17 protein-coding genes are annotated in these 14,217 nt (G+C 59.8%); 7 read left to right on the forward strand and 10 right to left on the reverse strand.

The genetic code is table 11. The annotated features are described in order from the left end of the window. Positions 1 to 5: 5 nt before the first annotated feature. From rsxA to nth, 7 genes are read left to right on the forward strand one after another with little or no spacing between them, the layout of a single operon-like run. Entirely contained in the window at positions 6 to 587 is a 582-nt protein-coding gene (gene rsxA / locus MD273_RS09740) for an electron transport complex subunit RsxA (protein ID WP_092002993.1), read from the forward strand. 16 nt (positions 588 to 603) lie between these two features. Then, positions 604 to 1,182, forward strand: a complete 579-nt coding sequence (gene rsxB / locus MD273_RS09745; protein ID WP_239037536.1) for an electron transport complex subunit RsxB — start codon at positions 604 to 606, stop codon at positions 1,180 to 1,182. Next, positions 1,182 to 3,011, forward strand: a complete 1,830-nt coding sequence (gene rsxC / locus MD273_RS09750; RefSeq protein ID WP_239037537.1) for an electron transport complex subunit RsxC — start codon at positions 1,182 to 1,184, stop codon at positions 3,009 to 3,011. Before rsxB ends, rsxC begins: the two co-directional genes overlap by 1 nt. A gap of 21 nt (positions 3,012 to 3,032) precedes the next feature. Next, positions 3,033 to 4,085 (forward strand): electron transport complex subunit RsxD, encoded by a 1,053-nt coding sequence (gene rsxD, locus MD273_RS09755; protein WP_239037538.1) that lies wholly within the window; start codon positions 3,033 to 3,035, stop codon positions 4,083 to 4,085. Between the two features lie 3 nt (positions 4,086 to 4,088). Continuing rightward, entirely contained in the window at positions 4,089 to 4,724 is a 636-nt protein-coding gene (gene rsxG, locus MD273_RS09760; RefSeq protein WP_239037539.1) for an electron transport complex subunit RsxG, read from the forward strand. Positions 4,725 to 4,726: 2 nt separating this feature from the next. Then, the gene (locus MD273_RS09765) at positions 4,727 to 5,443 is read left to right on the forward strand and encodes an electron transport complex subunit E (RefSeq protein ID WP_239037540.1); all 717 of its coding nucleotides are present in this window, start codon (positions 4,727 to 4,729) and stop codon (positions 5,441 to 5,443) included. Positions 5,444 to 5,471: 28 nt separating this feature from the next. Next, positions 5,472 to 6,110 carry an endonuclease III gene (gene nth, locus MD273_RS09770; RefSeq protein ID WP_239037541.1) on the forward strand — a complete coding sequence of 213 codons (639 nt, stop codon included), beginning with the start codon at positions 5,472 to 5,474 and terminating at the stop codon, positions 6,108 to 6,110. Positions 6,111 to 6,189: 79 nt separating this feature from the next. On the opposite strand, the gene MD273_RS09775 is transcribed toward nth, so the two are convergent. The 10 genes from MD273_RS09775 to MD273_RS09820 form a co-directional block, all read right to left on the reverse strand. Next, positions 6,190 to 6,765 (reverse strand): chalcone isomerase family protein, encoded by a 576-nt coding sequence (locus MD273_RS09775; RefSeq protein ID WP_239037542.1) that lies wholly within the window; start codon positions 6,763 to 6,765, stop codon positions 6,190 to 6,192. Between the two features lie 201 nt (positions 6,766 to 6,966). Next, complete coding sequence (gene rpoS / locus MD273_RS09780; protein ID WP_239037543.1) at positions 6,967 to 7,953, reverse strand: RNA polymerase sigma factor RpoS; 987 nt, start codon at positions 7,951 to 7,953, stop codon at positions 6,967 to 6,969. A gap of 206 nt (positions 7,954 to 8,159) precedes the next feature. After that, on the reverse strand, positions 8,160 to 8,903 hold the full coding sequence (locus MD273_RS09785; protein ID WP_239037544.1) for a peptidoglycan DD-metalloendopeptidase family protein: 744 nt from the start codon (positions 8,901 to 8,903) through the stop codon (positions 8,160 to 8,162). Positions 8,904 to 9,162: 259 nt separating this feature from the next. Next, positions 9,163 to 10,167, reverse strand: coding sequence for a polyprenyl-phosphate transporter (locus MD273_RS09790; protein WP_502846038.1), 1,005 nt, complete (start codon positions 10,165 to 10,167; stop codon positions 9,163 to 9,165). Continuing rightward, positions 10,164 to 10,820 (reverse strand): protein-L-isoaspartate(D-aspartate) O-methyltransferase, encoded by a 657-nt coding sequence (locus MD273_RS09795; RefSeq protein WP_239037545.1) that lies wholly within the window; start codon positions 10,818 to 10,820, stop codon positions 10,164 to 10,166. Before MD273_RS09795 ends, MD273_RS09790 begins: the two co-directional genes overlap by 4 nt. Next, the gene (gene surE / locus MD273_RS09800) at positions 10,817 to 11,587 is read right to left on the reverse strand and encodes a 5'/3'-nucleotidase SurE (RefSeq protein ID WP_239037546.1); all 771 of its coding nucleotides are present in this window, start codon (positions 11,585 to 11,587) and stop codon (positions 10,817 to 10,819) included. The genes MD273_RS09795 and surE overlap by 4 nt, the downstream gene beginning before the upstream one ends. Positions 11,588 to 11,608: 21 nt before the next feature. After that, positions 11,609 to 12,661: a tRNA pseudouridine(13) synthase TruD gene (gene truD, locus MD273_RS09805; protein WP_239037547.1), complete on the reverse strand. Its 1,053-nt coding sequence runs from the start codon at positions 12,659 to 12,661 to the stop codon at positions 11,609 to 11,611. Further along, positions 12,658 to 13,137, reverse strand: a complete 480-nt coding sequence (ispF, locus tag MD273_RS09810; RefSeq protein ID WP_239037548.1) for a 2-C-methyl-D-erythritol 2,4-cyclodiphosphate synthase — start codon at positions 13,135 to 13,137, stop codon at positions 12,658 to 12,660. Before ispF ends, truD begins: the two co-directional genes overlap by 4 nt. Before the next feature lie 44 nt (positions 13,138 to 13,181). After that, entirely contained in the window at positions 13,182 to 13,883 is a 702-nt protein-coding gene (gene ispD, locus MD273_RS09815) for a 2-C-methyl-D-erythritol 4-phosphate cytidylyltransferase (RefSeq protein WP_239037549.1), read from the reverse strand. A gap of 40 nt (positions 13,884 to 13,923) precedes the next feature. Next, positions 13,924 to 14,196 (reverse strand): septum formation initiator family protein, encoded by a 273-nt coding sequence (locus MD273_RS09820; protein WP_239037550.1) that lies wholly within the window; start codon positions 14,194 to 14,196, stop codon positions 13,924 to 13,926. Positions 14,197 to 14,217: the final 21 nt, after the last annotated feature.

Raw genomic sequence — 14,217 nt, forward strand, 5'->3', positions numbered from 1 at the left:
CTCCGATGACAGAGTATTTACTGATACTGGTCAGTACCATCCTGGTGAACAACTTTGTGCTGGTTCAGTTTCTGGGCCTGTGCCCGTTCATGGGCGTGTCCGGAAAACTGGAGACGGCCATGGGCATGTCCCTGGCCACCACCTTTGTGCTGACCCTGTCATCGGTATGCAGTTACCTCGCCTACACCTACCTGCTGGCGCCGCTCGATCTGGCCTTCCTGAAGACCATCACCTTCATCCTGGTGATTGCGGTGGTGGTGCAGTTCACCGAGATGGTGGTCCGAAAGACCAGCCCGCTGCTCTACCGGGTTCTTGGCATCTTCCTGCCCCTGATTACCACCAACTGCGCCGTTCTCGGCGTGGCACTGCTTAACCTTAATAAAAACAACAACTTCGTTGAATCTGTTCTGTATGGATTTGGTGCGGCTGCCGGTTTCTCCATGGTTCTGGTGCTGTTTGCCGCCATGCGCGAGCGTATCGCGGTGGCCGATGTCCCGGTCGCCTTCCGGGGCGCCGCCATTGGTATGGTGACGGCAGGACTGATGTCGCTGGCATTTTTGGGCTTCACCGGCCTGGTTACTGTCTGACGGAGCATTTGTTGTTATGTGGACGGGCATTCTGATCGCCGTTGCAGTGCTGTTGGCCCTGGCCGTTGTTTTTGGCGGGCTGCTGGGCTTTGCCTCCGAGCGGTTCAAGGTTGAGGGTAACCCTCTGGTTGACCAGATTGATGCCCTGTTGCCGCAGACCCAGTGCGGCCAGTGCGGCTTCCCCGGTTGCCGCCCCTACGCAGAAGCCATCGCCCAGGGCGAGGCCATCAACAAATGCCCACCCGGCGGCGAAGGCACCATCAAGGCGCTTGCGGATCTGCTGGACGTGGAACCCGAGCCGCTGGATGCAGAGCATGGCGTCGAGCAGGCAAAGCGTGTGGCGGTCATTCGGGAGGACGAATGCATCGGCTGCACCAAATGTATCCAGGCCTGTCCGGTGGACGCCATCCTGGGGGCGGCAAAGCACATGCACACGGTGATCGAAAGCGAATGCACGGGCTGCGACCTGTGTGTCGAGCCCTGCCCGGTTGACTGCATCGACATGGTGACCGTTGAACCGGACATCCGTACCTGGACCTGGACACCACCGAGTTCCGGCATCATTGCCACCGACCGCCAGGGAGCCAGCGCCTGATGACTCAGTTGTGGGATTTCGCCGGCGGCATCCACCCCGCCGAGAACAAACAGCAATCCACGGCCCGACCGATCCGGGCAGCCGGTTTGCCGGAACGGCTGGTGCTGCCGCTGCAACAACACATCGGCGAGCCGGCGGAACCGCTTGTAGAGGTCGGAGAACGGGTTCTGAAGGGGCAGAAGATTGCTGATGTCACGCGTGGCATGGGAGTACCGATCCATGCCCCCACTTCCGGGATTATCGAAAGCATCGCCGAAATGCCGGTGCCACACCCCTCCGGAATGAGTGACTGGTGCATCACCCTGACGCCCGATGGCGAGGATCAGTGGCGCGACAGACACCCTGTCCCGGATTTTCACAGCCTGGACCGTGAGACAGTGCTGGGGATCATCCATGAGGCCGGTATTTCCGGCATGGGGGGCGCCGGCTTCCCCACCGACATCAAACTGCGCCCGCCGAAAGACCGCAAGGTGGATACCCTGATTCTCAATGGTGCCGAATGCGAGCCGTACATCACCGCAGATGACATGACCATGCGGGAGAAGGCATCGGAAGTGGTTTCGGGCCTCAAGGTGATGGCCTGGATCCTGCGGCCGGAACGCTGCGTGATCGGCATCGAGGACAACAAGCCGCAGGCGATCGAGGCCATGAAAAAGGCCAGCGAAGGCACCCAGATCGAGATCGCCGTCATTCCGACCAAGTACCCGTCCGGCGGCGAGAAACAGCTGGTTCGGATCCTGACGGGGCTGGAAGTCCCCAACGCCGGAATCCCTGCCGATATCGGCGTGATGTGCCAGAACATCGGAACTGCCGTCGCCGTTTCACGGGCCGTCTTTGAGGACAGCCCTCTGGTCTCCCGCATTGTCACCATCACCGGCGACGCGGTGCGGGAGCCGGGAAATTTCGAGGCGCTGATTGGCACGCCAATCGATTACCTGCTGGAACAGGCAGGGCTGGAGTCGCAGAAGGTGAGCCGTCTCGTGCTCGGGGGACCCATGATGGGCTACACCCTGACCACAACCGCAGTTCCGGTGACCAAGACCACCAACTGCGTGATCGCCGCTACAGAAGCCGAATTGCCGGCGCCGCCTCCCGAACAGCCCTGTATCCGCTGTGGCCAGTGTGCGGAAGTGTGTCCTATGGATCTGCTGCCCCAGCAGTTGTTCTGGTATTCCAGGTCCGGCGAGTTCGAGAAGGCGGAGCACCTTAACCTGTTCGATTGCATTGAGTGCGGGGCATGCTCCTATGTGTGTCCCAGTTCGATTCCCCTGGTGCAGTACTACCGGTACGCCAAGGGCGAGATCCGGGTCCAGAGGGCGGAGCAGATCAAGGCTGATCGTGCCCGGGAACGCTTTGAGGCCCGCCAGGCTCGCCTGGAGCGGGAACAGCAAGAGAAGGAACAACGCCGTAAAGAGCGAGCGAAAGCAGCGGCCGAAGCCCAGGCGAAAAAACAGGCTGAGGCGGAAAAGGCGGCGGCTGCCGGCGACGCGGTTGATGATCGTGCCGCCAAGGCAGCGCTTGTGCAGCAGGCTCTGGAGCGCAAGAAGGCCAAAGCCGCCAAGACCGGTCCGGAAGAGACGGCCCCGGCCAGTTCCAGCGACGACAAGCCCGATATCGAGGCGCTGGAACAGCAATTGAACCAGGCCAAATCCAAACTGGATACCATGCAGGGCATGCTGGACGACGCCAAGGCTCAGCAGGCGGATAATGTCGACAAGCTTGAACGAGCCGTGGCCAAGAACCACGACCGTGTACAGCGTGCCGAACAGGCCCTGGCGGACGCCCGCAAGGCCCTGGCCCGCACTACCGAATCCCAGACCTCCGATTAACCGAGCCCAGGCCCGATCTCCATGGCATTTGTTCAGCAGTCATCACCCCACGCTCACAACGCCCGACCGACGTCCCGGGTCATGCTCTGGGTCATCCTGGCATCGCTGCCCGGGCTGCTTGCCCAGACTGCCTTCTTTGGTTGGGGCAACCTGATTAATGTGGTCTGGTGCATAGCCGTCGCCCTCGCTTCCGAAGCAGCAATCCTCAAGCTCCGGGGCAAACCGGTGGCGTTTTTCCTGAAGGACAACACCGCAGCCGTCACCGGGCTCTTGCTGGGCCTCTCGCTGCCCCAGTTTGCCCCCTGGTGGGTGTCCGCCATTGCCGTCATCACTGCCATTGTCATTGCCAAGCAACTGTATGGTGGCCTCGGCTCCAACCCGTTCAACCCTGCGATGGTCGGCTATGCCCTGGTATTGATTTCCTTCCCGGTCGCGATGACCACCAATTGGGCCGAAGCAGCCATGCTGTTCCAGGGTGCGCCCGGATTCGGCGAAACCCTGGCCCGAATTTTCTCGGCCTCCCAGACCACCGTCGACGGCTGGACCATGGCCACGCCTCTGGGTGAGTACAAGCATAAGATTGCCTCCCACACGGCCGCGGAGGTTCTCGGGCATCCCACGTTCGGCGACGGCATCGCCCGTGGCTGGGAGTGGGTCAACGCTGCCTTCCTGGCCGGTGGCCTGCTGCTGGTTTTCCTGCGCATCATTACCTGGCATATTCCGGCGGGCTTTCTCGGCGGGCTGGTACTCATGAGCCTGGCCTTCGGCTCCAATGCAGACCTGTACGCCCCCCTGTCCCTGCATCTACTGGCCGGCGGCACCATGCTCGGAGCCTTCTTCATCGCCACGGACCCGGTCTCGGCGGCGACCAGCCACCAGGGCAAACTGATCTACGGGGCGGGCATCGGAGTGCTGATCTACATCATCCGCTCGTGGGGCAACTATCCGGATGCGGTGGCCTTCAGTGTCCTGCTGATGAATTTCGCCGTGCCCTTTATCGATCACTACACGCCGCCGCGCACTTATGGCCACCATAAGCCCCGCCGCGGTTTGCCCGGCAAGAATCAGGGGTAAGACATGGCTGCACTGGCACAATCCATCCGACGCAGCGCGATCGGCCTTGGCCTGTTCGCCATCATCACCGGCGGTTCCATCGCGGTGACCCAGGCTCTGACCGAAGAGCGCATCCAGGAGGAAGCAGCACGGGCGGAGGCCCGGGCACTGTTTGAAATCATCCCGGAATCCCGGCATGACAACGACCTGCTGAACGATACTGTCCGGTTACCAGCCAGTGAACGGCTCGCAACCCCGGGGCCGGTCACGGTCTGGGTGGCGCGAAGAGACGGCGAGCCCACGGGCTTCATCATGCCCGTCGTCGCCCCGGACGGATATTCAGGCGATATCCGGCTACTGGTCGGCATCGACCTCCAGGGTACTGTGCTTGGCGTGCGAGTAGTGAACCACAAGGAGACACCAGGGCTCGGCGACCGTGTCGAGACCAAGAAATCCGACTGGATATACAGCTTCGAGGGGCGGTCCCTGGACAACCCGGAACCGCGCAACTGGAACGTAAAGAAGAACGGCGGCGTATTTGACCAGTTCACCGGCGCGACAATTACTCCCCGTGCCGTGGTGAAGGCCGTCCAGAAGTCTCTGATATACTTCCGCCAGAATCGGCGGGAAATCCTGAACCGGCTTGAGGAGACGTCCTGATTATGGCGAGCAAGACCTCTGCAGAAATCATCCGCGACGGCCTGTGGAACAACAACCCGGCGCTGGTTCAGGTTCTTGGCCTGTGTCCCCTGCTGGCTGTGACCAGTACGGTGGTCAATGCCATCGGCCTTGGCCTCGCCACCCTGATGGTACTCATGGGGTCGAACCTCGCGGTATCGTTGATCCGCAACTTCGTGGGCGAGTCGGTCCGATTACCCGCCTTTGTGATGATCATTGCCTCGTTCGTTACCTGTGCGGAACTGCTGATGCAGGCATTCACCTACGAGCTTTACCAGATACTGGGTATCTTTATTCCCCTTATTGTCACCAACTGCACGATCCTGGGCCGGGCAGACGCCTTCGCCTCAAAGAACAGCCCCGGCCCGGCCGTGCTGGACGGCGCCATGATGGGGCTGGGCTTCCTGGCGGTACTGATTGTCCTCGGCGGTATGCGCGAGCTGATCGGCCAGGGTACCCTGTTTGCGGATATGAACCTGCTGTTGGGCCCCATGGCCGCCGACTGGGTGGTCCGCCCCTTCGAAAACTATCCGGACATGCTGTTCATGGTGTTGCCCCCCGGTGCTTTCGTCGGACTGGGACTGCTGATCGCCCTGAAGAACGGCATTGATTCCCAGCTGGAGGCCAGGCGCAAGGTGACAGCACCGGAGCCGGCAACCAGTGGCAGCAAGCGTGTCCGCGTCACTGGCAATGTTTCCTGACCCCATCTGAGAGCAGTATTCCTGACGGATGAATAAACAAAAACGTATCGAAATCTTTACCCGGCTTCGGGATGCCAACCCCAACCCGACCACGGAGCTGAACTACTCGTCACCGTTCGAGCTGCTGATTGCCGTGATTCTCTCGGCACAGGCTACGGACGTGGGCGTCAACAAGGCCACCGACAAGCTGTTTCCGGTGGCCAACACGCCGGAAGCGATCCTGGCGCTGGGCGTTGACGGGCTCAAGGAATATATAAAGACCATCGGCCTGTTCAACAGCAAGGCCGAAAACGTGATCAAAACCTGCAAGATCCTGATCGAGAAGCATGGCGGAGAGGTTCCGGAAAAGCGCGAGGACCTTGAGGCCCTGCCCGGTGTCGGGCGCAAAACCGCCAATGTGGTGCTCAACACCGCGTTCGGTCACATGGCCATGGCGGTGGATACCCACATTTTTCGGGTCTCGAACCGCACCGGAATTGCACCGGGGAAAAACGTCCTCGAAGTGGAAAAGCGCCTGTTGCGCCTGGTTCCGAAGGAATTCCTCCTGGACGCCCACCACTGGCTCATCCTCCACGGCCGCTACACCTGCACCGCCCGCAAGCCCAAGTGTGGCGCCTGCATCATCGAGGATCTTTGCGAATTCAAACAGAAGCGGGATTACCTCTGACCCACCGGTCCGGAACCAAAAAAGCCGACGCGCCCATCGAGGGTACGCCGGCTTCCCATTGAAGTAAAAGCGGTTGGGATCAGCGCTGACCCAGCATCCGCTCTTTGAGGTTTTCCTGGGCCGGCTTATCGGACAACCAGATTCCGAACAACGCCTTCTTGAACGCCAGATCACCCACGGTATCCCGCACTTCGCCATTTTTCAGGACACGCACGCCCTCACCGGGCAGGTAGACCAGATCAAACACGTCACCTTCCTTGATCTCTTCCTGGAATACGGCCATGAACTGATCGATGTCGTCCTGAACCGGTGCCATGTTGCCATCGGTAGAGGCCTTGAAGCCCTCGAGAGTCGCCTCGGTCATACGTTCACTGGTGATCATTCCCGAGATAATGTGCAGCGTGATGGCCTGGGGCTCGTCAGCATTGATCACCGCCTCGCCGTCACTGATACTTTCCGGAACGTACAGACCACCCACATAAAGATCCATGAACCACTTCGACCGGGTACCGGCACCATTCAGCTTCAGTTCGGTGCCCATGGCCTGGTAGGTCTCGGGAACATCGACACCTTCAACCGTCAGGGCCGCGGCAGGAGCCGATAACATTGCTGTGAGGATCAGGGATACAAATCCTGATGAGAAAGCCTTCTTCATAGTCCTTTCCTTTTCCATCGTTATTATTGAATGCGTTTTCACTCGTCACCGGGGCTCGACACCCTATCCTGCCCGGTCAACGCATTCTAACAACGACACCGGGCAGCAGAGCGCCACCTGGTTCTCATTTGCGAGGCATGAAAACAGAAAAGCCGGCCCAAAGGATTGGCCGGCTTTTCTTTGTACTGAGGTCAGCGGGAATTACTGGAACAGGAGGTTCCCGGAAAGCCCCTCTTTCTCAAGGATTTCCCTCAGGCGGCGAAGCGCTTCCACCTGGATCTGGCGAACCCGCTCCCGGGTCAGGCCGATTTCCTGTCCGACCTCCTCAAGGGTACTCACCGGATAGCCCCGCAGACCAAAGCGGCGGGAAAGGACTTCCTGCTGCTTGTCGCTGAGCTGGTCGATCCACTTCTCCAGGCAGGAACACATATTGTTGTCCTGAAGCAGGTCCGCCGGGTCCGAAGCTCCCTCGTCTGCGACGGTGTCGAGCAGGGATTTCTCGCCCCCCGCACCAATCGGGGTATCCATGGAGGCAACCCGCTCATTCAGGCCCAGCAGGCGTTTCACATCCTCTGCCGGCTTATCGACCATCCGCGCGATTTCTTCTGCGGAGGGTTCATGATCCAGTTTCTGGGTCAGTTCGCGGGCCGCACGCAGGTACAGGTTGAGCTCCTTGACCACATGAATCGGCAGACGAATGGTGCGCGTCTGATTCATGATGGCCCGCTCGATGGTCTGGCGAATCCACCAGGTCGCGTACGTGGAGAACCGGAAACCGCGCTCGGGATCGAATTTCTCTACGGCACGGATCAACCCCAGGTTGCCCTCTTCAATGAGGTCGAGCAACGTCAGGCCGCGGTTGACGTACCTGCGGGCGATCTTGACCACCAGTCGCAGGTTACTTTCAATCATGCGTTTACGGCCGGACTCCTCACCTTTACGGGCAAGACGGGCGAAGTAAACTTCCTCTTCGGGTGTCAGGAGCGGTGAAAAACCGATTTCGTTGAGATAGAGCTGGGTTGCGTCCAGCTGCTTCTGGCTGGTGAAGTACCGTCCCTGGGTGGAGATTTCTTCTTCGGCGCTGTCCGCCGAGTCCTTTTCTGCTTTCTCTTCTGCTAGAACCTGATCTTCGGAATCATCCAGATCCTCGACACGATCAACAATGATGTCTTCTTGCTCTGCTGACATGTTTCTTGCCCCGCCTCTCAATAATCCTGTGTGAAGGCCCGATACTTCTTCTTATCCGGGACTCGGCTTCATTCATCTTCGTTTTTTCAGGACATTTGTTGTTTGGCCAAATCCGGCCAGGTCATTCTTGTTGTTTTGTCTTACGCGGTATCTGTAAGTGCCGGAGGTCAGGCTTGCGGCAGTCTTCCGGTCTGCTCGCTTTCGGGCTACCGGGGAGGCAGGTAATGGAGTGGATCGACAGGGTTGCCATTTTTTCGGATTTCAAAATGCAACATGGGTCGTTCCGCACCGCTGCTCCCGAGCTCTGCGATCACCTCTCCGGCGTTAACGTCCTCCCCTTCCTGCACCAGAATTTTCCGGTTATGGGCGTAAGCACTCAAATAGTGCTCGTTATGATTCACGATAATGAGGTTACCGTAACCAAGCAACCCGTTACCGGCATAGACCACATTTCCCGTGGCCGCCGCTTTCACAGCATCACCGGCTTTTCCGGCAATATCAATACCTTTGTTGACTTTTCCGGATGTTGAATATCCTGCAATTACGGTGCCAGCGTGTGGCCAGCGCCAGCTGACACTGGCTACGGTTTGCGACCGCTTGTCCAGGGAATCTCCCGAAGCTGCCGGCCTGGTGACTTTTGGCCGCGGCGCCGATTTTGGTGTGGGTGCCGGAGGCGCGGCCCTGGAGGGCGCTGCAGCAACGTTCTGCTTCCGGTTATTCTGCCCCGAGGATGTGACAGTTCCGCGAAGGTCCAGACGCAGGACCTGGCCGGGCTTGATGGTCCAGGGAGGGCCGATGCCGTTGGCGCTGCCCAGTTCCCGGTAGTCACGGCCGTAACGCCAGGCAATCCGGTACAACGTCTCTCCGGGTTTGACAACGTGTCGCCCCCAGTAAACGGGCGGGTTGTAGAGATCATCCTGATAGATTGCCGAGGTATTGCAGGCCGTCATTGAGATGAGACCGACGACGACCAGGAGTATTTTCAGGCAACGAGACCCGGGCGTGGCACCTGAGGGGAACCGCGGGAAGGCCGACCGTGCGGCATTGACTAGCCCACGCAAAAGTCTCACAGGAATAAAGCTGCCCCAGTTATGAAAAATCCGTCTAAAAAATACGAAGGATCAATCCAGATTCTAAAGTTTTTATAGTAACTAGCTAATTTATTGCATATTTCCAGAGGCAATCCAAGTTACGTGCCCGTTGCCTTTGTTACCGAGAGGAACACTGATTCTGTGCGCCAGGTAACACTTTTCGACTCCCGACCCACTCGATTGCCAGTACCAGAAGCAAACCGACCACTGCCATCAACAGCGCCATGAGCACCTGTGGGTCCTGACCGGTCAGCTGTTCAAAGGTCGCCGGACCAACGCTGGCTTCGTTCAGCGGCACCTGCTCGCCGGAGCTGTTGGTTCGCCAGCTGAGGACTTCCTTCCAGGGCCATACCTTGTTCAGCGCACCGATCATGAACCCGGTCAAAAGCGCCAGGACCATGTCGTGGAAATGCCGGAACGCCCAGGTAATCAGCCGCGCTATGGACAGTAGCCCGGCCAGGCAGCCGGCCATGAACAACATCAGGATCCCGAGGTCCGCCGCCTTGATCGCAGCGAGAACCGGTGCATACATACCGATAATCACCAGGATAAAGCTCCCGGAAATCCCCGGCAGGATCATGGCGCAGATTGCCAGCGCGCCGGAACCGAAAAACGCCAGCGCCGACGGAGACAGTTGTGCACCGGACAGCGTGGTAATCCACCAGGCAACAGCAATCCCCCCAAGCAGCGGCACCAACAGGGCAACACGGTAGCGACGCACCTGCCGGCCCACATGCCAGACGGATGCCACAATCAGGCCGAAGAAAAAGCTCCAGATCAGGATGGGGTAATTGGCCAGGGCAAAACTGATGGCCGAAGCCAGGGTCACAATACTGGACAGGATGCCCGCCAGCAGGCACACCAGAAACGTACCGTCACAGGCATCCCAGAACGCCCGGAACCGTCCCCTGGACAAGTCACGGAAAACGGCAACCGGAGCGGCATTGATGGCTTCCAGCAGACGAAAATAGATGCCGGTTATGAAGGCGATGGTGCCACCGGACACCCCTGGCACGATATCGGCTGCCCCCATGGCCATGCCACGCAGGAAAACGGCCGCTGGATGCTGGTCTCTCCGCACGTCGGGCGAGGCCTCGCTCGCCGCCTCACTGGACTCCCTCACCGGATCACTCCTCCGAGCAGGGGCACGAAATTCACCGGCTCAAGCTCCCGCCGTTCAAAATTCTCGCCACGACGTACCACTTCCACCAACACCTGCTTCTCCTCTCCGACCGGGGCAATCAACACGCCGTTGTCCGCCAGCTGGGCCAGCAACTCTTTTGGAACGTCTCCGGGTGCGGCCGTCACAATTATGCCGTCAAAGGGCCCCTTCTCCGGCCAGCCCATGCCACCGTCCGCATGCTTGAGCAGTACATTGCGCACGCCAAGCTGCCGCAGTCGGTCCCGGGCCCGATCCTGTAAAGGCTTGATGCGCTCCACGCTATAAACTTCCCCGAACAGCCGCGACAGCACAGCCGTCTGATAGCCTGAGCCAGTACCCAACTCCAGGACACGAGCCGGCCTGTGGTGATGCAGGAGTTCCGTCATGCGGGCGACGATATAGGGCTGGGAGAGGGTCTGCCCGTAACCGATGGGAAGTGAGGTGTCCTCGTAGGCACGATGGGCCAGCGCCTCATCGAGGAAGATATGACGGGGCACCTCCCCGATGATTTCCAGCACCGTGTCCGATTCGATTCCGGATTCCCGCAATCGTTGTACCAGGCGCATACGGGTTCTTCGGGAGGTCATTCCAATTCCCTGGAGCTGTGCACTCATGAGGACAGTCCTCCGTCGAAGCCCAGTTCATCAACCCACTCCCTCAAGGGGACAAGGGCTTCATGGCGGGTCATATCAATATGAACCGGGGTGATCGAGACATACCCCTCACGAACCGCATGAAAATCCGTTCCGGGGCCAGCATCACCGCCCTCCCCGGCAGCACCGATCCAGTACCGCTGCTTGCCCCTCGGACAGGTCATGGGCACGGCCCCTTCGGCCCGCTCCCGGTGGCCGAGGCGGGTAACACGAATGCCCGCCAGCTGCTCCCAGGGTCGATCAGGGACGTTAACATTCAGGATCGAACGCGGTCCGAGCTGGAGCGGACGGTCCTGCTCCAGGAGCATGCGTACAACCCTCGCGGCGGTTTCGTAATGGAAATGGCCATCGTTCACCAGGGATACCGCAATCGCCGGCAAACCGAGGTGACGCCCTTCGGTGGCGGCTGCTACCGTGCCGGAATAGATAATATCGTCGCCCAGGTTGGCGTGGGTATTGATGCCGGACACGACCCGGTCGAAAGGCTCCTCGAACAGACCGTTCACGGCCAGGTGCACGCAGTCGGTGGGGGTTCCGTCCACTGAATGAAAACCGTTGGGGTGTTCCTCAACGGTGAGGGGGCGATTCAGAGTCAGTGCGTTACTCGCACCGCTGTGGTCCCGGTCCGGAGCCACGACTTCCAGGTCTCCCAGGCCCTGAAGCCCCTCATAGAGGGCAACAAGCCCAGGCGAATGCACACCATCATCATTCGATAACAGAATTCGCACAGTGTTCTCCGCTAGCATTTTTTATTCGTTATGACGGCCGAGGCTCATGTCCTCCAGCTCGAAAATATCACCCAGGACCGTGGTTGCGTACTGACCCGGGGGCAGAACAAAACAGATTTTCAGGGCATTCTCCGCCAGCCACTCCCAGCCAAGCTCCCGGGGCTGCACCACCAGTGGCCGGCGCTCGGGCTTCATTCGGGTAGCACCAAACAGACGCTCAAGCTGTGGCCACTGCCCAACTACCCCACGTTCCAGCTTTTCCTGGCCCAAAGTCGCAGTCGTCCCGCCGTCACCCCACATCGGTCCCGTCGGTCCAGCCGGGGCCTCTTCCGGCTCCCCCGGCAGACAGGTGGCCCAGCTACCATCCGATACCCGAGCAGCCAGCACTTCATTGAACAACCACGAGCGCGCCGCCGAAAAGTACAATACGTTTTTCGACCCGTCCCTGCCACCACGTGAGCCACGTTTTGCGCCGCGGCCACGACGATTCAGCTGCGAGGGATCAACCTTGAGGGCCTTATCGAGATTGCCCCCCTCGTGCCCGAAGCGCTGAGGCCCGAAGTAATTGGGCGCCCCCTGCTGCCCGAGGCGTTTCAATGCCCCATCAATTTCCGGCACCGAACCCTCAACGTTTCGCAGCAGGATCGTGAATCGGTTAGCCGAGTGCTCGCCGCGTCGCAATTTCCGGGGTGCCCGGGAAGACGCAAGCACTCGCCAGCGCATGGCCACCTCCCGGATAAACAGGTCGTCGTCGGACTCCATACCCGGCCGGTAGAGACTGAACCACTGGCTGGTCACCGCATGGCGATCCTTGAGGCCACAAAAACCGACATCAAAGCCACGGCAACCCGCCATTCGCGCCAACTGCCTGGCAACAAACTCGGTGTTATCCCCGGTCTTCTCGAGGCAGAGACACAGGTGCTCACCCTCGCCGGGAATCAGGTCGGAAACGGCCAGAATCTCCTCGACCCGGAAATCCCCGGGAAGTACTTTCAGCTGCGCCCGGGCAACCCGACCGTGGCTGGTCGGCCAGTCCAGGCGCCACTGCCCCCGCGAGAGGTCGTCAGTGCTCACGTGCTCACCGGCTCAAGCAGACAAATTGCCTGGCAGGCGATCCCTTCACCCCGTCCGGTAAAACCGAGCTTCTCGGTGGTGGTGGCCTTGACACTCACCCGATTGGCGGCGATGCCAAGGTCCTCGGCAATGTTCAGTCGCATGGCCTCTACATGCGGGGCCATCTTCGGAGCCTGGGCAATGATCGTGCTGTCCACGTTGACCACCCCGTAGCCCTCCTCACGGACCCGGGCCATTACCCGACGCAGCAGGTCGCGACTGTCGGCCCCGGCCCACTCGTCGCTGGTATCCGGAAACAGATGGCCGATATCGCCCAGCGCAACTGCACCGAGCAACGCATCAGCCAGGGCATGGAGCAGTACATCGCCATCGGAATGTGCCTTCAGCCCATGATCGTGCGGGATTTGCACCCCACCCAGAATAACGGAATCACCTTCGCAAAAGGCATGGACATCAAAGCCCTGACCAATCCGCATGCATCTCTCCGGAACGTTGAAAAGAAAGTGTTTGGTGGAACCGGTTACAGCCGACTCAGGATAAAACCGGCCAGCGCAAGATCTGACGGAACCGTAATCTTGAGATTATCCGGCCGCCCTTCCACCAGAACCGGCATGTTACCGGAAAATTCCATGGCAGAGGACTCATCCGTCACTCCCTGACCGGCAGCCAGACACGATTCCAGCGCACGGGTAAGCGCCCCGAACCGAAACATCTGCGGCGTCAACGCCCGCCAGAGCCGGCTCCGATCCACCGTCGCCTCCACCTCCGGCGGCTGGCCATCATCAGCCTGCTTGAGTGTATCCGCCACCGGAGCCGCCAGCAGCCCGCCAACGGGGTGCCCCGAAAGGGTACCAATGAGGTTTGTCAGGTCGTCAGGATGGACACAGGGTCTGGCGGCATCATGCACCAGCACCCAATCGTTCTCATCGGCCTGTTCCTGCAAGGCATGGAGCGCCGACAACACCGAATCAGCGCGTTCCTTTCCCCCGGTGCACGTCTGGATACGGTCATCTTTGACGGCTTCGGTATCCGGCCACCAGTGGTCCTGGGGGCTCAGGGGGACCATACAGCCGGCGAAATCGGCATTATCGAGGAGACGAGAAAGAGTGATATCAAGAATGAAGCGGTTAGCCAGCGTCAGATACTGCTTTGGCACTTCGGACTTCATACGCTTACCGATGCCGGCAGCGGGAACAATCAACCAAAGTCTGGGGTAGGTCATAAGAGGTCTGCACGTGGTCTGGAGAGAGGCGGGGTAGTCCTCAGTTCTCAACAACCAGGAAAAAAGTCTCGTCCTCGCGAATCAACCCAAGGTTCATCCTGGCCCGCTCTTCCAGGGCCCCCTCCCGGGTGCGCAGATTCCTTACCTCTGCGTAGAGGCGATCATTACGGGCTGCCAGCTCGGCATTCTCCGCACGCTGCTCGGCAATGGACTGCTCCAGGGACCACACCTGCGCAAAGCTGCCCTCCCCGACCCACAGGCGAACCTGCAGCAGGAGAATCAACACAACCATGATGGCCCAAAGCGTTTTCATTCCAATTCCGTCGGAGAAATA

The organism is Marinobacter sp. C7, assembly GCF_022343555.1.
In the GTDB taxonomy this organism is placed as follows: Bacteria; Pseudomonadota; Gammaproteobacteria; order Pseudomonadales; family Oleiphilaceae; genus Marinobacter.